General features: G+C 72.1%; 18 protein-coding genes. 14 read left to right on the top strand and 4 right to left on the bottom strand.

Annotated elements, in window-relative coordinates:
* Nucleotides 1-14: 14 nt before the first annotated feature.
* The 3 genes from QJ852_20865 to QJ852_20855 all read left to right on the top strand — a co-directional run bounded on the left by QJ852_20865 (nucleotide 15) and on the right by QJ852_20855 (nucleotide 5,861).
* Nucleotides 15-3,872, top strand: coding sequence for an amino acid adenylation domain-containing protein (locus QJ852_20865; protein WGX95593.1), 3,858 nt, complete (start codon nucleotides 15-17; stop codon nucleotides 3,870-3,872).
* A gap of 11 nt (nucleotides 3,873-3,883) precedes the next feature.
* Nucleotides 3,884-5,218, top strand: a complete 1,335-nt coding sequence (locus QJ852_20860; GenBank protein ID WGX95592.1) for a M1 family metallopeptidase — start codon at nucleotides 3,884-3,886, stop codon at nucleotides 5,216-5,218.
* A gap of 88 nt (nucleotides 5,219-5,306) precedes the next feature.
* Nucleotides 5,307-5,861, top strand: coding sequence for a Uma2 family endonuclease (locus QJ852_20855; GenBank protein ID WGX95591.1), 555 nt, complete (start codon nucleotides 5,307-5,309; stop codon nucleotides 5,859-5,861).
* A gap of 9 nt (nucleotides 5,862-5,870) precedes the next feature.
* On the opposite strand, the gene QJ852_20850 is transcribed toward QJ852_20855, so the two are convergent.
* The 3 genes from QJ852_20850 to QJ852_20840 are packed head-to-tail and all read right to left on the bottom strand — an operon-like array spanning nucleotide 5,871 to nucleotide 8,729.
* Nucleotides 5,871-6,515, bottom strand: coding sequence for an HAD family phosphatase (locus QJ852_20850; GenBank protein WGX95590.1), 645 nt, complete (start codon nucleotides 6,513-6,515; stop codon nucleotides 5,871-5,873).
* A gap of 2 nt (nucleotides 6,516-6,517) precedes the next feature.
* Nucleotides 6,518-7,807 carry a citrate synthase gene (locus tag QJ852_20845; GenBank protein WGX95589.1) on the bottom strand — a complete coding sequence of 430 codons (1,290 nt, stop codon included), beginning with the start codon at nucleotides 7,805-7,807 and terminating at the stop codon, nucleotides 6,518-6,520.
* A gap of 22 nt (nucleotides 7,808-7,829) precedes the next feature.
* On the bottom strand, nucleotides 7,830-8,729 hold the full coding sequence (locus QJ852_20840) for a bile acid:sodium symporter family protein (GenBank protein ID WGX95588.1): 900 nt from the start codon (nucleotides 8,727-8,729) through the stop codon (nucleotides 7,830-7,832).
* Nucleotides 8,730-8,991: 262 nt separating this feature from the next.
* On the opposite strand from QJ852_20840, the gene rplM reads away from it, so the two are divergent.
* The 9 genes from rplM (at nucleotide 8,992) to QJ852_20795 (ending at nucleotide 17,463) form a co-directional block, all read left to right on the top strand.
* A complete protein-coding gene (gene rplM / locus QJ852_20835) occupies nucleotides 8,992-9,435 on the top strand; it encodes a 50S ribosomal protein L13 (protein ID WGX95587.1) in 444 nt (147 codons plus the stop codon).
* 38 nt (nucleotides 9,436-9,473) lie between these two features.
* Entirely contained in the window at nucleotides 9,474-9,986 is a 513-nt protein-coding gene (gene rpsI, locus QJ852_20830) for a 30S ribosomal protein S9 (GenBank protein ID WGX95586.1), read from the top strand.
* 97 nt (nucleotides 9,987-10,083) lie between these two features.
* Nucleotides 10,084-11,439, top strand: a complete 1,356-nt coding sequence (gene glmM / locus QJ852_20825; GenBank protein WGX95585.1) for a phosphoglucosamine mutase — start codon at nucleotides 10,084-10,086, stop codon at nucleotides 11,437-11,439.
* 35 nt (nucleotides 11,440-11,474) lie between these two features.
* Entirely contained in the window at nucleotides 11,475-12,833 is a 1,359-nt protein-coding gene (locus QJ852_20820; GenBank protein ID WGX95584.1) for a histidine kinase, read from the top strand.
* A gap of 22 nt (nucleotides 12,834-12,855) precedes the next feature.
* A complete protein-coding gene (locus tag QJ852_20815; GenBank protein WGX99490.1) occupies nucleotides 12,856-13,509 on the top strand; it encodes a response regulator transcription factor in 654 nt (217 codons plus the stop codon).
* A gap of 94 nt (nucleotides 13,510-13,603) precedes the next feature.
* Nucleotides 13,604-14,503, top strand: coding sequence for an ATP-binding cassette domain-containing protein (locus QJ852_20810; protein ID WGX95583.1), 900 nt, complete (start codon nucleotides 13,604-13,606; stop codon nucleotides 14,501-14,503).
* On the top strand, nucleotides 14,500-15,705 hold the full coding sequence (locus tag QJ852_20805; protein WGX95582.1) for an ABC transporter permease: 1,206 nt from the start codon (nucleotides 14,500-14,502) through the stop codon (nucleotides 15,703-15,705). The genes QJ852_20810 and QJ852_20805 overlap by 4 nt, the downstream gene beginning before the upstream one ends.
* A gap of 55 nt (nucleotides 15,706-15,760) precedes the next feature.
* Nucleotides 15,761-16,675, top strand: a complete 915-nt coding sequence (locus tag QJ852_20800) for an ATP-binding cassette domain-containing protein (GenBank protein ID WGX95581.1) — start codon at nucleotides 15,761-15,763, stop codon at nucleotides 16,673-16,675.
* Nucleotides 16,672-17,463, top strand: coding sequence for an ABC transporter permease (locus QJ852_20795; protein ID WGX95580.1), 792 nt, complete (start codon nucleotides 16,672-16,674; stop codon nucleotides 17,461-17,463). The genes QJ852_20800 and QJ852_20795 overlap by 4 nt, the downstream gene beginning before the upstream one ends.
* Nucleotides 17,464-17,704: 241 nt before the next feature.
* On the opposite strand, the gene coaA is transcribed toward QJ852_20795, so the two are convergent.
* Nucleotides 17,705-18,700, bottom strand: a complete 996-nt coding sequence (gene coaA / locus QJ852_20790) for a type I pantothenate kinase (protein ID WGX95579.1) — start codon at nucleotides 18,698-18,700, stop codon at nucleotides 17,705-17,707.
* Between the two features lie 95 nt (nucleotides 18,701-18,795).
* Here coaA and glmS point away from each other — a divergent pair, with 95 nt between their 5' ends.
* Together glmS and QJ852_20780 are read left to right on the top strand one after the other, a co-directional pair.
* Nucleotides 18,796-20,640 carry a glutamine--fructose-6-phosphate transaminase (isomerizing) gene (gene glmS / locus QJ852_20785; protein ID WGX95578.1) on the top strand — a complete coding sequence of 615 codons (1,845 nt, stop codon included), beginning with the start codon at nucleotides 18,796-18,798 and terminating at the stop codon, nucleotides 20,638-20,640.
* Between the two features lie 4 nt (nucleotides 20,641-20,644).
* Nucleotides 20,645-20,998: a holo-ACP synthase gene (locus QJ852_20780; GenBank protein WGX95577.1), complete on the top strand. Its 354-nt coding sequence runs from the start codon at nucleotides 20,645-20,647 to the stop codon at nucleotides 20,996-20,998.
* Nucleotides 20,999-21,025 lie beyond the last annotated feature (27 nt).

Below are 21,025 nucleotides of genomic sequence, written 5' to 3'. Positions count from 1 at the left end.
ACGACGATCGAGAGGTGAATCCCCTGCTCCGCGGCGCCGAGGCGCCGGCGCCGCGCACGCTCGTCGAGGTGCTCCGCCGGACCACCGCCGACCACCCGGACGCGATGGCGCTGGACAGCGGCAACGACACGGTGACCTACGCCGAGTTCGCCGAGGCGGCCGCCGCGGTCGCCGCCGATCTCGCCGAGCTCGGGATCGGCGCGGGGGACCGGGTCGGGGTACGGCTGCCGTCCGGCACCACCGACCTGTATGTCGCGATCATGGGGATCCTGTTCGCCGGCGCCGCCTATGTGCCCGTCGACGCCGACGACCCCGAGGAGCGGGCCCGGTTGGTGTTCGGGGAGGCGCGGGTCGCCGCGATCGTCGGCGCGGGCCTGGTCATCGAGGCGCGCCGCGACGCCGCGCCGCGGGACCGGCGCGACCCCGGCCCGGACGACGACGCGTGGGTGATCTTCACGTCCGGCTCGACTGGGACGCCCAAGGGAGTGGCGGTCACCCACCGCAACGCGGCGGCGTTCGTCGACGCCGAGGCGGGGATGTTCCTGCAGGACGTGCCGCTGGGCCCCGACGACCGGGTGATGGCGGGCCTCAGCGTCGCCTTCGACGCGAGCTGCGAGGAGATGTGGCTGGCCTGGCGGTACGGCGCCTGCCTGGTCCCGGCGCCTCGCGCGCTCGTACGCAGCGGCGTCGACGTCGGCCCCTGGCTCACGGCCAACGACATCACGGTGGTCTCCACGGTGCCGACCCTGGTGAGCCTGTGGCCCGACGACGCCCTGGAGCGGGTCCGGCTGCTCATCCTCGGCGGCGAGGCGCTGCCGCCGGAGCTCGCAGGGCGCCTGGTCCGCGAGGGCCGCGAGGTGTGGAACACCTACGGTCCCACCGAGGCCACCGTCGTCGCCTGCGGTGCCCTCGTCGAGGCCGACGGGCCGGTGCGGATCGGTCTGCCGCTGGCCGGCTGGGACCTGGTCGTCGTCGACCCGACCACCGGGGAGCCGGTGGACGAGGGGGAGCGCGGTGAGCTGATCATCGGGGGCGTCGGACTCGCTCGCTACCTCGACCCCGCGAAGGATGCCGAGAAGTACGCGCCCATGCCCACACTCGGCTGGGAGCGCGCCTACCGCAGCGGCGACATCGTCGTGAACGACCCCGCCGGCCTGCTCTTCGCCGGCCGTGCCGACGACCAGGTCAAGGTCGGCGGCCGGCGGATCGAGCTCGGCGAGGTCGACTCCGCGCTGCTCGCGCTGCCGGGAGTCAGCGCCGCGGCGGCAGCCGTGCGCCGCACCAGCACCGGCAACCAGCTGCTGGTCGGCTACGTCGCCACCACGGCGGACTACGACGGCGCCGCCGCCACGGCCCACCTGCGGGCCACCATGCCCGCCGCGCTGGTGCCGCGCCTGGCCGTCGTCGAGGACATCCCGACCCGGACCTCCGGCAAGGTCGACCGCGACGCGCTCCCGTGGCCGCTGGCGGCCGCGGACCCCGCCGACGCGGGGCTGCACGGCACCGCCGCCCGGATCGCGGAGATCTGGCAGCGGGTCATCGGGGCCGCGCCCGACGGACCGGGGGCGGACTTCTTCGACCTCGGCGGCGGCAGCCTCACCGCCGCGCAGGTGGTCACCCTCCTGCGTGCCGAGCACGCCGAGCTGACGGTCGCCGACCTCTACGAGCACCCGACGGTCGGCGGCCTGACGGGCTTCCTCGACTCCCTGGAGCCGAGCGCCCTGACCGAGCAGAGCCGCAAGGTGAAGCCGATCCCGCGCAAGACCCAGATCGGCCAGGTGCTCGCCGTCCCGCTGCTGCGGGCGCTGGCGGCGCCGCGCTGGATCGCGGCCATCCTGACCCTCGCCCGGCTCGGGCACGACCTTCTCGACGTCGCCTGGCTGCCTGCCGTGCCGTGGTGGGTGCTGGCGCTGCTGCTCGTCCTCTTCGTCAGCCCGCCCGGCCGGATGCTCGTGGCGGCGAAGCTGGCCCGGGTCGTCCTGGCGGGCGTCCGGCCCGGCGCCTACCCGCGCGGCGGCAAGGTGCACCTGCGGATCTGGACGGCCGAGCGGATCGCCGACGAGCTGGGCGCGACCCGGCTGGCCGGGGCGCCGTACATCACCTGGTACGCCCGGCTCCTCGGCGCCAAGGTGGCCCGCGGTGCCGACCTGCACTCGCTGCCGCCCGTCACCGGTCATCTCACCGTCGGGAAAGGCGCGTCGATCGAGCCCGAGGTCGACCTGACCGGCTACTGGATCGACGGTGACACGCTGCACGTCGGCGGGATCCGGGTGGGTCGTCGCGCCCGGGTCGGCACCCGGTCGATGCTGTGCCCGGGCGCGGTCGTCGGCGACGACGCCGAGGTCGCGCCGGGGTCGGCCGTCTTCGGCGAGGTCCCGGTGGGAGAGTTCTGGTCGGGGGCGCCCGCGGTGCGGATGAGCTCCGCGGCGCGGGGCCCGTGGGCCGAGCGTCCGCCCGCGTCGCGCCGGTCGCTGCGGCGTTGGGCGGTGGGGTACGCCGCCGTGGCCGGTCTCCTCTCCTGCCTGCCCGCGCTCGCGGTACTGGGCGTGGCGATCCCCGTGCTGCTGCTGGCCGACGTCGACGCCACCACCGGCGTCGGCGATCTGGTCGCGGCGCTCGCACCCTGGCTGGTGCCGGGCGTGGTGGCCGGCTTCGTCGTGCTGGCCGCGCTGATCCTCGGCGCCGTCCGGCTCCTCGCGCGCGGGGTGCGGGCCGGCGCCCACCCGCTGCAGAGCGGGCCGGCGCTGTGCGTGTGGTCGACGATCCGGGTGCTCGACGAGGCCCGGACCTGGCTGTTCCCGCTCTACAGCTCGCAGCTCACGCCCGGGTGGCTGCGTCTGCTCGGCGCGCGGATCGGCAAGGACGTCGAGGCCTCGACGGCACTGATGATCCCGTCGCTGGTGAGTGTCAGCGACCAGGCGTTCCTCGCGGACGACACCCTGATCGGCGGCTACGAGCTCGGCGGCGGCTGGCTGCGCGCCGAGCGGGTCAAGGTCGGCAAGCGGGCCTTCGTCGGCAACTCCGCGATGGCGGCGCCCGGCCGCAAGGTGCCCAAGCGCTCGCTGGTCGCGGTCCTCTCGGCGGCTCCGGCCCGCGGCACGGTGAAGGCCGGCGAGTCCTGGCTCGGCAGCCCGCCCGCGCCGCTGCGCCGTGCCGCCCAGGGCTCCGCCGACGAGCGCACCTACGCCCCGCCGACCCGGCTCAAGGCGGCCCGGGCCTGCTGGGAGGTCGCCCGGCTGCTGCCGGTCACCCTGGCCGTGTGCCTGCACCTGATCGTCGTCCTCGGCACTCTCGCCGTGTGGGTCCGGTACGGCGCGCTGGCCGGCCTGCTCGCCGTACCGGTGCTGCTGTGGGGTGCGGGACTGCTCGCCGGGCTGGTCGCCGTGCTCGCCAAGTGGCTCCTCGTCGGCCGGGTCCGCGCGGGCTCCCATCCCCTGTGGAGCTCGTTCGTGTGGCGCAACGAGCTCGCCGACACCTTCGTCGAGGTGGTCGCGACTCCCTGGTTCGCGGGGCTGGCGACCGGATCGCCGCTCATCGCCGTGTGGTTCCGCGCGATGGGTGCGCGGGTCGGCCGCGGAGTGTGGTGCGAGTCGTACTGGCTGCCCGAGCCGGACCTGGTCGAGCTCGGCGACGGCTCGGTCGTCAACCAGGGCAGTGTCGTGCAGACCCATCTCTTCCACGACCGGCTGCTCGCCACCGACACGGTCCGGCTGCATCGCGGCGCCACGGTGGGCCCCAACTCGGTGGTGCTGCCCGCTGCGTCGTTGGGCCGGCACGCTACGGTCGGCCCGGTGTCGTTGGTGATGAGGGGGGAGTCCGTGCCGGACAAGACGCGCTGGATCGGCAATCCCATCGGTCCGTGGGCCGACTGAGGATCCGGCCCGTGCCCCAGCTGCCCACCGCCGACCCGTACCTGCCCGGCCACGGCGACCCGTCGTACGCCGTGCGGCACTACGACCTCGACCTCGCCTACGTCCCCGACGGCAACCGGCTGAGCGGCACCGCGCACCTGGAGCTGGTGGTCCGCGCGGAGACCGCGCGGCTGGTCCTCGACCTCGCCCACCTGCGGGCCACCAAGCTGCGCCTCGACGGAGGTGACCCCGACGATGGCGGCCCCCGGCCGGCGCCGCGGGTCAAGAAGTGGTCGGCGCGCGGCCACCGGCTGGTCCTGCAGCTCGACCGCCCGGTCGCCGCCGGCTCCGAGCTGCGGCTGACGGTGGTCTACGGTGGCTCCCCGCGGCCGGTCGTCGACCGTCACCACGGCGACGCCGGCTGGGAGGAGCTCGAGGACGGCGTCATCGTCGCGGCTCAGCCGCACGGCGCGCCCACCTGGTTCCCGTGCAACGACCGCCCCGACGACAAGGCGACCTACCGCATCACGGTGGCCGCGCCCGCCGGCTACGTCGTGGTCGCCAACGGTGCCCTCGCCGCCCACCGGCGCCGCGCCGGCGCGGAGAGCTGGACCTACGCCATGGACCGGCCGATGGCGACCTATCTCGCCACCGTCCAGATCGGACGCTACGTCACCACCGAGCACGACCCGCGCACCCGCACCTTCGCGCCGCCCGACGCCGACCTCGCCGGCTCCTTCGACCAGCAGCCGGCGATGCTGGAGTTCTTCGAGCGGATCTTCGGTGCCTACCCCTTCGACGCCTACGCCGCCGTGGTCACCGACGACGACCTCGAGATCCCCCTCGAGAGCCAGAGCCTGTCGACCTTCGGCCGCAACTTCTGCTCGTCCGACTGGTCGCAGGTGCGGCTGATCGCCCATGAGCTCGCCCACCAGTGGTACGGCAACGCCGTCACCCTGCGCCACTGGCAGGACATCTGGCTGCACGAGGGATTCGCGTGCTACGCCGAGTGGCTGTGGTCCGAGGAGAGCGGCGGCCCGCGCACCTGCGACGGGTGGGCCCGCCACCACCACGAGCGCCTCGCCGGGCTGGACCAGGACCTGGTCCTCGCCGACCCGGGCGCGGAGCTGATGTTCGACGACCGGGTCTACAAGCGCGGCGCCCTCGCGCTGCACGCCCTGCGCCTCGCCGTCGGCGACGACGCCTTCTTCGACGTGCTGCGCGGCTGGGTCGCCACACATGCGGGGGAGTCGGTCACCACCGAGGACTTCCTCGGCATCGCCTCGCAGCGCACCGGCACGGATGTCGCGGAGCTGCTGCGGCCGTGGCTGTGCGACGCCGCGCTGCCGGCCTTTCCACAGGGCTGAGGCCCGCGGTTGCAGCCACCGGCCCGGTTGCGTTGACTGGTCGGGTCGGCGACGATCTCGGGAGACGCCGAAATCGGAAGGAGCAGCGATGACCGTGGCGATCGGACCGATCCGTCGAGGTGACGAGATGCAGCGCTTCCCGATGACGTGGGAGGAGTACCTCGCCGCGGACGTGGTCCCGAGCGAGTACTTCGGAGGCGCTCTCGTCGTGGCCGCACAACCCTCACAACGTCATCAACAGATCCAGTTCCGCCTGCAGGTGCTTCTGAACGACCACCTTGCTCCGGGCACCCAGGTGACCGGCGGCTGGGGCTGGATCCCGACCGGGGTGCGCGAGGAGCTCGGTCCGGACCTGATGGTCCACGACGTGACCGAGGAGCAACGGGCGCTGTCCGGCGTCCCGCACCTGGTCGTCGAGATCGTCTCGTCCAACCGGGCCAACGACTACATCGCCAAGGTGCAGCGCTACGCCGCGTGGGGCGCGCCGTCGTACTGGATCGTCGACCCGCGCGACCACGAGGTCACCACGATGCGGCTCGTCGACGGCTTCTACCGCGAGACCGGCCGCTTCGCCAGCGGCCAGGTGGTGCTCGCCTACGGCGACGTCGAGGTGCCCGTCGACATCGACGCACTGCTCGCCTGAGCGTCGGCCTCAGCCCGGGAGCAACGAGAGCGCCGTCAGCTCGGTGCGCAGCGTCACGGCATCGGTGAACACGATGCCGGCCAACCCGAGGGCCCGCGCCGCCTCGACGTTGGCCGCCTTGTCGTCGACGAACACCAGCCGCTCCGGCGCCAGCCCGGACCGCTCGGCAGCGAGGAGGAAGATGCGGGGGTCGGGCTTCGCGATCCGCTCCATGCCGGACACGACGACGTGGTCGAGCAGGTCGAGGAGGTCGAACCGTCCTGCCGCGTGGGCCTGGTAGAGCTCGTGGGACCAGTTGGTCAGGCCGCACTGGGGGACGCCGGCGGCATGCAGGTCCCGCACGACCGCGACGGACGCGGGCAGCTCGCTCAGCGCGGCGGCGAAGTGCCGATGGTAGGCGTGGCCGTGCGGTGACCACTCGGGATGGAGACGGTCGAGCTCGGCCAACGCCTCGGCCCAGGGGCGGCCGGCGTCGCACGCGTGGTTCCAGGCACCGAAGTCGAACCCGGCGAGGAACCGACGGGCCTCGTCCTCGCCGACGCCCGCGGCCACCGCGGCGAGCGGCTGCCAGTCGATGAGCACGTTGCCCAGATCCCAGACGACCCCTGCCACACCGGTGGCAGGGGTCGGGAAGGGTGGTGCGGAGGGGGGCACGCTCAGGCCCAGCGCTCCTCGGCGGGCACGAAGGTCAGGCCGCGATCGCCGGTGTAGATCTGCTTCGGGCGGGCGATCTTCTGCTCCTTGTCGCCGGTCAGCTCCAGCCACTGCGCGAGCCAGCCGGGGGTGCGGCCGATCGCGAACAGGACCGTGAACATCTCGGGCGGGAACTCCAGCGCCTCGTAGATCAGGCCGGAGTAGAAGTCGACGTTGGGGTAGAGCTTGCGCTTGACGAAGTACTCGTCCTCGAGCGCGATCTTCTCCAGCTCCATCGCGACCTCGAGGAGCGGGTTGACCCCGGTGACCTCGAAGACGTCGTCGGTGGCCTTCTTGATGATCTTGGCGCGCGGGTCGTAGTTCTTGTAGACCCGGTGGCCGAAGCCCATCAGCCGCTCGTCGCCGTTCTTGACGCCCTCGATGAAGGCGGGGATGTTCTCCTTGGTGCCGATCCGGCGCAGCATCCGCAGCACCGCCTCGTTGGCGCCGCCGTGGAGCGGGCCGAAGAGCGCGCCGATGCCGGCGGCGACGGCGGAGTACGGGTCGACCTGCGAGGAGCCCACCGAGCGGACCGCGTTGGTCGAGCAGTTCTGCTCGTGGTCGGCGTGCAGGATGAACAGCACGTCGAGTGCCTTGGCGATGCGCGGGTCGGCGGCGTACTTCGACTCGCTCATCTTGAAGAGCATCGAGAGGAAGTTCTCGGCGTACGACAGCTCGTTGTCGGGGTAGACGTAGGGCTTGCCCTGCGCGTGCCGGAAGGCCCAGGCGCCGAGGGTCGGCATCTTGGCGATCATCCGGACGATCTGGATGTGGCGGTTCTCCGGGTCGTCGATGCGGCTCGACTCGGGGTAGAACGTCGACAGGGCCCCCACCGACGCCATCAGCATCCCCATCGGGTGCGCGTCGTACCGGAAGCCCTGCATGAAGCCCTTGACGTTCTCGTGCACGAAGGTGTGGAACGTGATGTCGTGCACCCACTGCTCGTACTGCTCCTTGGTGGGCAGCTCGCCGTGGATGAGGAGGTAGGCGACCTCGAGGAAGTTCGACTTCTCAGCGAGCTGCTCGATGGGGTAGCCGCGATACTCGAGGATGCCCTTGTCGCCGTCGATGTAGGTGATGGCACTACGGCACGAGGCGGTGTTGACGAACCCCGGGTCGTAGGTGGCCAGGCCCGGCTCGTCGTCGTTGAGCTTGATCTGCCCGAGGTCCGCGGCCTTGATGGTGCCGTCGGTGATCGGGATCTCGTACTCCGCGCCGGTGCGGTTGTCGCGTACGGTGAGAGAGTCAGTCACGCAGCCAACCTAGTCGGCCACGTCACAGAGTCGGTAGTCGGTGTCCCGAACCGTGACCCCGGGCCGGTGGCCGGCGCCGCGTGAGCAGCCACCCGGCGAGCAGTGCGAGCGGGAACATCAGCACGCCGTAGACCGCCGCGGGCACCGCCAGGGTGTCGTTGTCGAGCACGCTGATCGCGATCGCGATGGCCAGGGTGCTGTTGTGGATCCCGACCTCGAACGCCGAGGCGAGCGCCTGCCGCTCCTCGACCCCGCACAGCCGGGGAAGCAGGTAGCCGACACTCAGACTGAGCGCGCAGAACAGCGTCGTGGCGATGCCGACGTCGGCGATGTAGTCGGCCAGGTCCTCGCGCTCGCCGATCAGTGCCCCCACGATCACCAGGGCGAGGACGACGGCGGACGCGATCCGCACCGGCCGGTCGGCACGGGCCGCGAAGCCGGGCGAGGAGCGGCGCACCAGCATGCCCAGCGCCACGGGCACCAGGACGATCGCGAAGACCTGGGCGGTCTTGGCGAGCTGCAGTCCGATGTCCTCGGCGCCCGGCGGGTCGAACCAGCCGACGGCGAGGTTGACGACCAGGGGCAGGCTCACGACCGCGATCAGCGAGTTCACCGCGGTCAGCGTGATGTTGAGGGCGACGTCCCCTCGGAACAGGTGGCTGAACAGGTTGGCGGTCGTCCCTCCCGGCGAGGCCGCGAGCAGCATCATCCCGACGGCGAGGATCGGGTCGAGGTCGAGCGCGAGGACCAGCCCGAGGCAGAGGAGGGGCAGGATGACGAGCTGGGCGGCCAGGGCGACGGCCACCGGCAGCGGCGTGCGGCCGATCCGCCGGAAGTCGTCGGTCGTCAGCGCCAGGCCGAGGCCGAACATGATGATCGCCAGCGCCGCGGGCAGGCCGAACGAGACGAGTCCTGAGTCCATGGGCCTGCTCCTCCGCATTTTGACCGTGGTACGGCGCGCCCGTAGTGTTGCAGGTCGCGTCTTCTGCCGCCTCGCGTCACGACCCCGGTCGGGGCCCGAGGCAGACCCGGATCGCCCATGGATCGTCGAGAGACGAGCGTGCGTGGGCCGGGCTGAGTTCGTCAGGAGTACGTCGCCCGAGCAGCCGGGTCACCGGCCCGCGACGGCAACCCGGGCGGCGACCGCCGTACGGGCAACGAACTAGCAAGGAAGGGTACGCATCATGCGCACCTACGCTCCGAAGCCCGGCGACATCGAGCGCGCCTGGCTCGTGATCGACGCGACCGACGTCGTCCTCGGTCGGCTGGCTGTCACCGCCGCCAACCTGCTGCGCGGCAAGCACAAGGCGATCTTCGCGCCCAACGCCGACACCGGTGACTACGTCATCATCGTCAACGCCGACAAGGTCGCCCTCTCCGGCAACAAGCGTGCCGACAAGATGGTCTACCGCCACTCCGGCTTCCCGGGCGGTCTGACCGCGACCCCCATCGGCGACGTCATCGACAAGGACGCCCGCAAGGCTGTCGAGAAGGCCGTGTGGGGCATGCTGCCGAAGAACCGCCTCGGCCGGCAGATGATCAAGAAGCTGAAGGTCTACAGCGGCCCGGCTCACCCCCACCAGGCCCAGCAGGCCGTGCCCTACGAGATCTCCCAGATCTCCCAGTGACTTCTCGACTGATCTGAACGGACTGAGGACTTTTCATCGTGACTGAGAACATCTCCACCAACCCTGGTGAGGTCGAGGAGACCTTCGAGACCGACGAGCAGGGTGTCGCCTACACCAGCGAGACCTCCCCGTCGGCCGCCGTCGACAACCGCCCCGTCACCATCGCCCCCGGCGCGGCCACCGGCCGCCGCAAGGAGGCGGTGGCCCGCGTGCGGATCGTCCCCGGCACCGGCAACTGGACCATCAACGGCCGGACCATCGACGACTACTTCCCCAACAAGCTGCACCAGCAGGTCGTCAACGAGCCGTTCGCGGCTCTCGGCCTCGAGGGCCGCTTCGACGTGATCGCCCGCATCCACGGCGGCGGCATCACCGGCCAGGCCGGTGCGCTGCGCCTGGGCGTGGCCCGCTCGCTCAACGGGGTCGACGTCGACGCCTACCGCCCGACCCTGAAGAAGGCCGGTCTGCTGACCCGCGACGCTCGGGCGACCGAGCGTAAGAAGGCCGGTCTCAAGAAGGCCCGTAAGGCCCCGCAGTACAGCAAGCGCTGATCCCACCGGGATCACCACGACAGGGCCACGCACCGCAGCCGCGGTCCGTGGCCCTGTCGCCATTTCCCACCCGCACCGCAGAGCTCAGGGGGAGCACGTGCCGCGCATCTTCGGGACCGACGGGGTCCGTGGACTGGCCAACGACAAGCTGACCGCCGAGCTGGCCGTGGACCTCGGCAGCGCCGCGGCCCGGGTGCTCGTCGAGCACGGCGGCTACAGCCGACCCCGTCCGCTCGCCGTGGTCGGTCGCGACACCCGGATCTCCGGGCAGTTCCTCGAGCACGCGGTGGTCGCCGGCCTCGCCTCCGCCGGGGTCGACGTGCTGCGCCTGCGGGTGCTGCCGACCCCCGGCGTCGCCTACTTCACCGACGCGCTGGGGGCCGACGTGGGCGTCGTCATCAGCGCCTCGCACAATCCGATGCCCGACAACGGCATCAAGTTCCTCGCCCGGGGCGGGGTGAAGCTCGACGACTCCCTCGAACGCGAGATCGAGGCACTGCTCGGTCAGGACTGGGACCGGCCGACAGGCGCCGCTGTCGGCCGGGTGACGCCCTACGGCCCCACGGTCAAGGAGTACGTCGACCACCTGGTCCGCACCCTCGACGCGCCCGCAGGCAAGCCCCTGGCCGGGCTCAAGCTCGTCCTCGACTGCGCCCACGGCGCCGCCAGTGAGGTGGGTCCGCGGGCCCTGACCGTCGCCGGCGCCGAGGTGATCACCATCGGCGCCTCGCCCGACGGTCTCAACATCAACGAGGGCTGCGGCTCCACCCATCTCGACCCGCTGCGTGCGGCGGTGGTCCAGCACGGCGCGGACGCCGGGTTCGCCGTCGACGGCGACGCCGACCGCTGCCTGGCCGTCGACCACACCGGCGAGGTCGTCGACGGCGACCAGATCATGGCGATCCTCACCCTCGCCCTTCGCGAGGCCGGCGGCCTGGTGGGCGACACGCTGGTCGCGACGGTGATGAGCAATCTCGGCCTGCTGCAGGCCATGGACCAGGCCGGGGTGAAGGTCGTGCAGACCGCCGTCGGCGACCGCTACGTCCTCGACGAGATGCGCCGCGGCGGGTTCAGCCTCGGAGGCGAGCAGTCCGGCCACGTCATCATGCGCGAGCACGCCACCACCGGCGACGGCATCCTCACCGCCCTGCACGTGGCCCGCCGGATGGCGACCACCGACCGCTCGCTGCGTGACCTCGCCGGCGTGATGACCCGGCTCCCGCAGGTCCTGGTCAACGTCGGAGGCGTCGACCGCACCCGCACCGACGACCCCGCGCTCCGCGAGGCGGTCGCGGGCGCCGAGGCCGAGCTCGGCTCCACCGGACGGGTGCTGCTGCGCCCCTCCGGCACCGAACCCCTCGTCCGGGTGATGGTCGAGGCACCCACGGCGGCGCAGGCCGAGGGCGTCGCGCAGCGGCTCGCGGACGTCGTACGGGAGCGGCTGGCGCTGTAGCGGCCCGGCGCCGCACTCCGGGCTAGAGTCGCTGCGTGCCTGCCGCCGGTCCCGCTCTGCGTGCCCGCCTCGGCGCGTACTTCGCGGTGGACGACGAGTGGGACCGGGGGAATCCCGCGATCACCACGCGCGACGTCGTCACCGGCGCGGCGTTCGAGGTGGCCGGCATCGTCACGCTCGAGCTGGCGCGCAGCGCCGGCGCCTTCGACAACGTCGACGCGCCGTGGTGGGTGATCTACCTCGTCATGTCCGCGGCCGCGCTGGCTCTCGTGCTGCGGCGGCGCTACCCGCTCGCGGTCGCGGTCTACCTCTCGACGCACATGTTCGTCACCGGGGTCGCGATGCCCCAGGTGATGGGCCAGGTGGCGCTGCAGATCTGCTACTTCATGGGCCTGTTCTCGGCCATGGCGTGGGGCCGCAGCCGCCGCTCGGCGCTGCTGGTCACCAGCACCATCCTGGTCTTCATGCTCTGCTGGGTGGCCTGGCAGTTCGCCGTGGGCCAGAGCGCGCAGAGCTGGCTGGACAGCACGGGCGAGGACGAGCGCTTCGGCTTCCTGCCGCCCGTCCCCGCGATCATCCTGCTCACCTTCATCGTGAACGTGGTCTACTTCGTCGGCGCCATCATCGGCGGCCAGGTCGCTTGGCGCGGAGCCCGGCAGCGCGAGGCGCTCGCCGAGCAGGCGCGCACGATCGCCCGGCAGACCGCGACCCTCCAACAGCGGGCCGTGGTCGACGAGCGGCTGCGGATCGCCCGCGAGCTGCACGACGTGGTCGGCCACCACGTGTCGGTCATCGGCGTCCAGGCCGCCGGCGCCCGTCGGGTGCTCCATCGCGACCCGGAGACGGCGGCCGGCGCGCTCGGCGCGATCGAGTCCAGCTCGCGCGAGGCCGTCTCCCAGATGCGATCGCTGCTCGGCACGCTGCGCGACATCGAGACCCGTTCCTCCGACGACCCGGGCGCAGGCCGTTCGCGCGCCAGCACCCCCGGCGTCGCCGACCTCGAGGAGCTCGTCGCCAGCCGCGCGTACGACGGGCTGCGCACGTCGTACGCCGTGGTCGAGGACCGCTCCGGAGCTGTGGACCGGCTGCCGGAGACGGTCGGTCTCACGCTCTACCGGACGGCACAGGAGGCACTGGCCAACGTCGTGCGGCACTCGACGGCGTCCACCGCCTCGGTCCGGCTGCGGGTCACCGAGACCGGCGACCGGCCGTTCGCGGAGGTCGAGGTGCTCGACGACGGCCGGCCGCGGCCGGGGACGTCGAGCTCGGGGATGGGCCATCTGGGCATCCGCGAGCGGGTCGCCTCGCACCGGGGCGAGGTCGAGATCGGTCCGCGGGCGACCCGCGGCTACCGGGTGCGGGCCCGACTGCCGCTGGGAGGCGCGGATGAGTGAGTCCGGCGCCCCCGGGACCCGGCTGCGGGTCCTCCTCGCCGACGACCAGGCCCTGGTCCGCTCCGGCTTCCGGATGATCCTGTCCGCCGAGCCCGACATCGAGGTCGTCGGCGAGGCGGCGGACGGAGCCGAGGCCGTCGAGCTGGCCCGGCGGCTGCGCCCGGATGTGGTCCTCATGGATGTGCAGATGCCACGCGTCGACGGCATCGCCGCGACCGCCGACCTGGTCGCCGAGGACCTGGGCCGCGTCGTCATCCTCACCACCTTCGACCGCGACGACTACCTCTTCGACGCCCTTCGAGCCGGAGTCAGCGGCTTCCTGCTCAAGAACGCCGAGGCGGAGCAGCTCGTCGAGGCGGTGCGTGCGGTCGGCCGCGGACACGCGCTGCTCTCCCCGGAGGTCACCCGCCGGGTGATCACCGAGATGGCCGCGGCGCAGCCGCCGGCCGCCGGTCCGGCCCCCGAGGAGGCGAAGCTCCTCGCCCGCCTCACCGAGCGCGAGAGCGAGGTGCTGCGGCTGCTGGGGGAGGGTCTGTCGAACGCCGAGATCGCCGAGCGACTGGTCCTGGGCGAGGCGACGGTCAAGACCCACGTGTCGGGCTGCCTGGCCAAGCTCCACCTGCGCGACCGGGTCCAGGCCGTGGTGTTCGCCCACCGGGTCGGCCTGGCGGGCTGAGCCGGGCTGAGCCGCCGCCTCCGTCGTACGGCGGAGGCCGATCCCCTCCTCGCGGCGGATCACAGCGGGCGCCGGCGTCCCTAGCGTGGACGTCATGATCGAGACGAGGGGGCTGACCCGCCGGTTCGGCGAGCGGAGCGTGGTCGACGACGTGTCGTTCGAGGTGCCGGCCGGGATGCTGACCGGCTTCGTCGGAGGCAATGGCGCCGGCAAGACCACGACGATGCGCATGATCATGGGACTGCTCGGGATCTCCGCGGGCGAGGTGCTCTGGCAGGGGCGCCCGATCGCGGCGGCCGACCGCCGTCGTTTCGGGTACATGCCCGAGGAGCGGGGGCTCTACCCCAAGCAGCGGATCCTCGACCAGCTCGTCTACCTCGGAGAGCTCTCGGGCCTGCCGGCCGCGCGGGCGCGGGCGTCGGCGACGGAGAGCCTCGAGCGGTTCGGGCTCGCCGAGCGCAGTGGCGACCGCGTCGAGAAGCTCAGCCTCGGCAACCAGCAGCGGGTCCAGATCATCGCCGCGCTGCTCAACCAGCCGCAGGCGCTGATCCTCGACGAGCCCTTCTCCGGTCTCGACCCGACCGCGGTCGACTCGATGGTCGACCTGCTGCGCGAGGAGACCGGCCGCGGCGTGCCGGTGCTCTTCTCCAGTCACCAGCTCGACCTCGTCGAGCGACTCTGCGACCGGCTCGTCGTCCTCCGGGCCGGCGAGGTCGTCGCCCAGGGCGGCGTCGAGGAGCTGCGCGCCCGCGGACCCGAACGGCTCCGGGTGGTCACCGACCGCGACGCCGGCTGGGTCCGCGACATCGCCGGCGTCCACGTCCTCGACGTCGACGGCGCCGAGGCCCTGATCGAGCTGGCCGACCACGACGAGCGCGCCGCGGACGCCGTACGCCGCGCGATCCTGACCGCCGGCCTCGACCGGGGTGAGATCCGCGAGCTCGCCCCCGTCCGCACCCCCCTGTCCGAGATCTACCGGGAGGTCACGGCATGAGCCGCCCCGAGGCGAACGACCCGACCGAGACGCGTCCGGCCGAGCGGCCGTGGCTGCTCGTCGCTCGGCGGGAGGTGGTCACCCGGCTCACCGACAAGTCCTTCCTCATCGGCACCCTGATCACCCTGCTGCTCCTCGTCGGCTTCATCGGCTGGACGATCTGGTCCGAGGACCGCACCGAGCGCGTCACGGTCGCCGCGACCGCCGCGGACGCCGGCGTCGCGCAGCTGCTCGAGCGCGAGGTCCCCGAGGTCGACGACGGCCTGGAGGTCGAGCTGGTGGAGGTCGCCTCCGACGCCGACGGCGTCGCCGCCCTGGAGGACGAGGACGCCGACGTACTGCTGCGCCCCGCTGATGACGGCTGGACCCTGGTCGGCCGCAAGGACGTGTCGGGCGACCTGGCCGCCGCCGCGGAGAGCGTCATCCGCGACGCCGCGCTGACGGCGAACGCCGAGCGTGCGGGCACCTCGGTGGCCGAGCTCCGGGAGGGCGGCGCGGTCGGCACCGTCCTGCTCGAAGGGGACGCCGAGCGCCAGGACTTCGCGCAGGCGATGGGGTTCCTGCTGGCCTTCCTGTTCTACTTCGCCGCGCTCGGCTTCGGCTACACGCTGTCGGGCAGCGTCGTGGAGGAGAAGGCGAACCGGATCGTCGAGATCATCACGACCAAGATCCCGGTCCGGCAGCTGCTGATCGGCAAGATCGCGGGCAACACCCTGCTGGCGCTGGGACAGACCGCGCTCATCGTCGCCGTCGGCCTGGTCGGCATCTCCTTCACGGAGTACTCCTCGTTCCTGTCCGGCATCTCCGCGGGCATCGGGTGGTTCGCCGCCTTCTTCCTCATCGGCTTCCTCTTCATCGCCTGCTGGTGGGCGGTGGCCGGGGCGCTCGCCAGCCGTGCCGAGGACCTGCAGACGACCGCGGCCCCGCTCACCTTCGTGATGATGGGCGTGTTCTTCGGGGCCTTCCTCTTCGAGGGGACGGTCCAGACCATCGCGTCGTACGTGCCGCCCTTCTCGATCGTGCTGATGCCGATCCGGGTGCTCGACGGCGACGCCGCCGTGGGGGAGCCGATCGCCGCGATCGCGGTGCTGATCGCCGCGATGGCGGCGACCGTGGTCCTCGCCGAGCGGATCTACCGCCGCGCGCTGCTGCAGACGCAGGGCCGGGTGACCCTCAAGCAGGCCTGGTCGACCGCCGACTGACCAGCGTGCCCTGCCCGCCCTCCTCTCCGACATCGGCTCTGAAAGGCTGAGAGACATGACAGCCCCCTCCCTGGCGATCGACGGGCTCACCAAGCAGTTCGGTGGGGTCCGTGCGGTCGACGACCTGACGTTCACCGTCCGGCCCGGTGCCGTCACCGGCTTCCTCGGGCCCAACGGGGCCGGGAAGACGACGACACTGCGGATGCTGCTGGGACTGACCCGGCCGAGCGCGGGACGCGCGCTGGTGGGGGAGCGTGAGTACGCCGCCCACCCGCAGCCCGGGCGGGTCGTGGGCGCCGCGCTGGAGGCGTCGAGCTTCCACCCCGGGCGGACCGGCCTGGCTCACCTCGAGGTGTTCGCACCGCAGGTCGGCGTGTCCCGGGCGCGGTGCGCGCAGGTGCTGGAGGCGGTCGGACTGGGGCACGCGGCCCAGCAGCGGGTGGGCCGCTACTCGCTCGGCATGCGCCAGCGCCTCGGCCTGGCGACCGCGCTGCTCGCCGACCCGCCGGTGATCGTGCTCGACGAGCCCACCAACGGGCTCGACCCCGAGGGCATCGTCTGGATCCGGCGGCTACTGCGGCAGTTCGCCGACGAGGGGCGGACCGTCCTGGTCTCCAGCCACCTGCTCCGCGAGGTCGAGGCCAGTGTCGACGAGGTCGTCATCATCGCCGAGGGCCGACTGCGGCACGCGTCGTCGCTGGCCGAGCTGCGCACCCGGGCCACGCCGGCGGCGTACGTCGTCGCGCCGCGTCCCGACGCGGTGACCGCGCTCGCGACGGATCGTGGCTGGGCCGCGAGCCGGGACGGCGAGGGGCTGGTCATCGACGGCGCGACCGCGGCCGAGGTCGGGGCGGCGGCGCACGCCGCCGGGATCGAGGTGCACGAGCTGGTCCGGCGCGACGTCGACCTGGAGGCGCTCTTCTTCGAGCTCACCCGACCTGTCGGCACCGACCCGGAGGAGGCCCGATGAGGGCCGCGCTGCTCGCGGAGTACCGCAAGCTGGTCAGCACCCGGATGTGGTGGCTGCTGCTCCTCGTCATGGTCGCCTACCTCGGCTTCGTGTCGGCGGCGGTCTCGGCGACCTTCGTCTTCGTGCCGGAGGGCTCGGAGGCCCCGTTGGTCGGGGAGGACGCCGCCCGGGCGACGTACTCGCTGGTGAACGGGGTCGGGTACGTCTTCCCGCTGGTGATCGGCAGCCTCGCGATGACCACGGAGTTCCGGCACAAGACCATCACCCAGAGCCTGCTCGTGGAGCCGGACCGCACCCGGTTCCTGCTGGCCAAGCTGCTGTCCGTGGTCCCGATCGGGCTGGTCGCGGGCGCCGTCGGCGTGGCCGCGACGGTCGCCGGCGGTGCGCCGCTGCTGGCCATCCGCGGCGACGGCGCCTACCTCGGCGACGGCGACGTGCTCGCCGGCCTGGCGCTCGGGGTGGTGGTCGTCGCGCTGTGGGCGGTCATCGGCGTCGCCTTCGGGAGCATCCTGTCCAACCAGGTCGCCGCCATCGTCGTCATCCTGGCCTTCACCCAGTTCGTCGAGCCCATCGCCCGGGTCGTGCTCAGCCAGGTCGACGCGCTGGCCGGTGTGGCGTCGTACCTGCCCGGCGGCGCGGCCGACTCGCTCATCGGCGCCTCCTTCCTCGGCAGCGCCGGCACCGTCGACCTGCTGCCGCGCTGGGCGGCCGTCCTGGTCCTCGTCGGGTACGTCGCGGTGTTCGCCGTGATCGGTCGACTGACCACGCTGCGCCGCGATGTGGGGTGAGAGCGCGCGAGCACTTGTAACTAAGGGTTACAGCACGAAAAGAGGTGCAACAGCGCCCGGGTAGATGTCACAACACCGAGGTAGATGAGCGCGGCCAGCGGTACAGCGCTCATGAGCGGTGGAGGAGCACCCAGAGCTCACGACGCGCGACTACCCGGGTGCTGTTGCTACTACCCGGGCGCTGTTGCACCCGAATTCGTGCTGTAACCCTTAGTTACAAGCCTCGAGGTGTCGCGGCCGGTCAGATCTTGCGGAGCCGGACGTACTTCACCGCGTGATTGGCCGCCTTGCGCAGCACCAGGGTGGCGCGCGAGCGGGTGGGCAACACGTTCTGGGCGAGGTTGGGGCCGTTGATCGCGTCCCAGATCCGGCGCGCCTCGTCGACGGCGGAGTCGTGGCTGAGAGCGGCGTACTTCGCGAAGTAGGAGTTGGGGTCGCGGAAGGCGGTCTCGCGCAGCCGGAGGAAGCGGTCGACGTACCACTCCCGGATGTGGTTGGTGTTGGCGTCGACGAAGATCGAGAAGTCGAAGAAGTCCGACAGCCCCAGGCCGGTGCGGCCGTCCTCGCGCACTCGCGCGGGTTGGAGGACGTTGAGACCCTCGACGATGACGATGTCGGGCCGCTTCACGACCACCTTCTCGTCGGGTACGACGTCGTAGACGAGGTGGGAGTAGACCGGAGCCTCGACCTCGTCGATGCCGGACTTGATGTCGATGACGAACTTCAGCAGCGCACGGCGGTCGTAGGACTCCGGGAAGCCCTTGCGCTCGAGCAGGCCGCGCTCCTCGAGCGCGGCGTTGGGGTAGAGGAAGCCGTCGGTCGTCACCAGCGCGACGTTGGGGTGCTCGGGCCAGCGGGCCAGCATCTGCTGCAGCACCCGCGCGGCGGTCGACTTGCCGACGGCGACCGAGCCGGCGAGGCCGATCACGAAGGGCGTGCGCGGGGGAGTACGGCGATGCAGGAACTGCTCCTGCTCGTGGTGGAGCCGGGTCGCGGCGTTGACGCGCAGCGACAGCAGGCGGGAGAGCGGGAGGTAGACGTCGCGGATCTCGTCGAGATCGAGCGAGTCTCCGATACCGCGCAGCCGGACCACCTCGTCGCTGGTCAGCGGGCTGCCCTGCTGTTGCCACTCGTGGGCCAGGTTGGCCCAGGTCGCGCGGTCCAGCTCGACGTACGGCGAGGCCTCCCGCGACGATTCCTCGCCGAGGTGGGTGTCCGCCGGGGTGCCCGTCGTCATGGCGCCGATTGTTCCAGCCGCTCCCGGCGGTCTCGGCGGCGCGTCCCCGATCCGGACGACGCGGCTCGGGAGGACGGCGCCTAGACTGGCGGATCATGTGCGGGATCGTCGGGTACGTCGGGCCACGGTCGGCCGAGGACGCCGTCATCGACGGTCTGCGACGGCTGGAGTACCGGGGCTACGACTCCGCGGGCATCGCGGTCGTCCACGACGGTGCGCTGACCGTGGAGAAGCGCGCCGGCAAGCTCGCCAACCTCGAGAAGGTGCTCAGCGAGTCGCCGATCCCGGCCGCGGAGATCGGCATCGGGCACACCCGATGGGCCACCCACGGCCCGCCCAACGACAGCAACGCGCACCCCCACACCGGTGCCGCCCGACGGATCGCGCTGGTCCACAACGGCATCATCGAGAACTTCCTGGACCTCCGCGCCCGGGTCGAGGCCGACGACCACGAGCTGCTCTCCGACACCGACACCGAGATCGTCGCCCACCTCGTCGAGCTGCAGGTGCAGTCCGGCGTCGACCTGACCACCGCGATGCAGCGGGTCTGCCAGCAGCTCGACGGGGCGTTCACCCTGGTCGCGATCGACGCCGAGGAGCCGGGCAAGGTCGTCGCCGCGCGGCGCAACTCGCCGCTGGTCGTCGGGCTGGGCGACGGCGAGAACTTCCTCGGCTCCGACGTCGCCGCCTTCATCGAGCACACCCGCGAGGCGCTCGAGCTGGGGCAGGACCAGATCGTCGTGATGACCCGCGACGCGGTCGAGGTCACCGACTTCCGGGGCCGACCGGTCGAGGCCCGCCGCTTCCACGTCGACTGGGACCTGTCGTCGGCGGAGAAGGACGGCCACGACTGGTTCATGCGCAAGGAGATCTTCGAGCAGCCGCGCGCGGTGGCCGACTCGCTGATCGGGCGGCGTACGCCGTCGGGGCAGCTGCAGCTCGACGAGATGCGCCTGGCCGACGAGGAGCTGCGCGACGTCGACAAGATCATCATCATCGCGTGCGGGACCTCGTTCTACGCCGGGATGGTCGCGAAGTACGCCATCGAGCACTGGACCCGCACGCCGGTCGAGGTGGAGCTCGCCTCCGAGTTCCGCTACCGCGACCCGATCATCGACGCGACCACGCTGATCGTCGCGATCAGCCAGTCCGGCGAGACCGCCGACACCCTCCAGGCCATCCGTCACGCCCGGAGCCAGCGGGCCAAGGTGCTCGCGATCTGCAACACCAACGGCTCCTCGATCCCGCGCGAGTCCGACGCGGTGATCTACACCCACGCCGGGCCCGAGATCGGCGTCGCGTCGACGAAGGGCTTCCTGACCCAGTTGGTCGCCTGCTACCTGCTCGCGCTCTACATCGCCCAGGTCAAGGGCACCCGCTTCGGCGACGAGATCGACGAGATCATGCGCCACCTCGAGGCGATGCCCGACCACATCGACACCGTGCTCGACGGCGCCGAGCAGGTCTACGCCCTGGCCGCGGACCACGCGTCGACCCGCTCGGTGCTCTTCCTCGGCCGCCACGCCGGCTATCCGGTGGCCCTCGAGGGCGCGCTCAAGCTCAAGGAGCTGGCCTACCTCCACGCCGAGGGCTTCGCCGCCGGCGAGCTCAAGCACGGTCCGATCGCGCTCGTCGAGGACGGCCTTCCGGTCCTGTGCGTCGTGCCTCCCCAGGGCCGCGACCACCTGCACGGCAAGATGCTCAGCGGCATCCAGGAGGTCCGCGCACGCGGGGCCCGCACCATCTGCCTGGCCGAGGAGGGCGACACCGCCATCGAGCCGTACGCCGACGTCCTGCTGCGGCTGCCGAAGGTGCCCGTCCTGCTCCAGCCGCTGGTCGCGATCGTCCCGCTCCAGCTGTTCGCCTGCGAGCTCGCGACCGTGCTCGGCCACGATGTCGACCAGCCGCGCAATCTCGCCAAGTCCGTCACGGTGGAATGACGCGATGCCCGTGATCGGCGTCGGCATCGACGTGTGTGAGATCGCCCGCTTCGAGGAGTCGTGCCGGCGTACCCCGGCCCTGGTGACCAAGCTGTTCACCGAGCCCGAGCGCGACCTGCACATCCGATCCTTGGCGGCGCGCTTCGCCGCCAAGGAGGCGCTGGCGAAGGCGCTCGGCGCGCCGCGGGGGATGTCCTGGCACGATGCCGAGGTCGTCTCCGAGGACTCCGGCCGCCCGCGGTTCGTGCTGCGCGGGACCGTGCTCGCCGAGGCGGACGCGCTCGGGGTGACGTCGGTGCACCTCTCGCTGACCCACGACGGCGGCATCGCCTCCGCCGTGGTCGTGCTGGAGAGCTGATCCGGGACCCCGCGCCCGCGAGAACGG

This window comes from Nocardioides sp. L-11A (assembly GCA_029961745.1).
GTDB lineage: Bacteria > Actinomycetota > Actinomycetes > Propionibacteriales > Nocardioidaceae > Nocardioides.
The sequence above is the reverse complement of the archived record's forward strand: the minus strand, read 5'-3'. Positions and strand labels throughout refer to the sequence as shown.

What these genes read in the sequence shown, in the direction of transcription:
- QJ852_20855 (WGX95591.1), top strand. Translation starts at nt 5,307, where the DNA reads ATGACCGTGGCGATCGGACCGATCCGTCGAGGTGACGAGATGCAGCGC.
- QJ852_20840 (WGX95588.1), bottom strand. Translation starts at nt 8,729, where the DNA reads ATGGACTCAGGACTCGTCTCGTTCGGCCTGCCCGCGGCGCTGGCGATC.
- rplM (WGX95587.1), top strand. Translation starts at nt 8,992, where the DNA reads ATGCGCACCTACGCTCCGAAGCCCGGCGACATCGAGCGCGCCTGGCTC.
- QJ852_20810 (WGX95583.1), top strand. Translation starts at nt 13,604, where the DNA reads ATGATCGAGACGAGGGGGCTGACCCGCCGGTTCGGCGAGCGGAGCGTG.
- QJ852_20805 (WGX95582.1), top strand. Translation starts at nt 14,500, where the DNA reads ATGAGCCGCCCCGAGGCGAACGACCCGACCGAGACGCGTCCGGCCGAG.
- QJ852_20800 (WGX95581.1), top strand. Translation starts at nt 15,761, where the DNA reads ATGACAGCCCCCTCCCTGGCGATCGACGGGCTCACCAAGCAGTTCGGT.
- QJ852_20795 (WGX95580.1), top strand. Translation starts at nt 16,672, where the DNA reads ATGAGGGCCGCGCTGCTCGCGGAGTACCGCAAGCTGGTCAGCACCCGG.
- coaA (WGX95579.1), bottom strand. Translation starts at nt 18,700, where the DNA reads ATGACGACGGGCACCCCGGCGGACACCCACCTCGGCGAGGAATCGTCG.
- glmS (WGX95578.1), top strand. Translation starts at nt 18,796, where the DNA reads ATGTGCGGGATCGTCGGGTACGTCGGGCCACGGTCGGCCGAGGACGCC.
- QJ852_20780 (WGX95577.1), top strand. Translation starts at nt 20,645, where the DNA reads ATGCCCGTGATCGGCGTCGGCATCGACGTGTGTGAGATCGCCCGCTTC.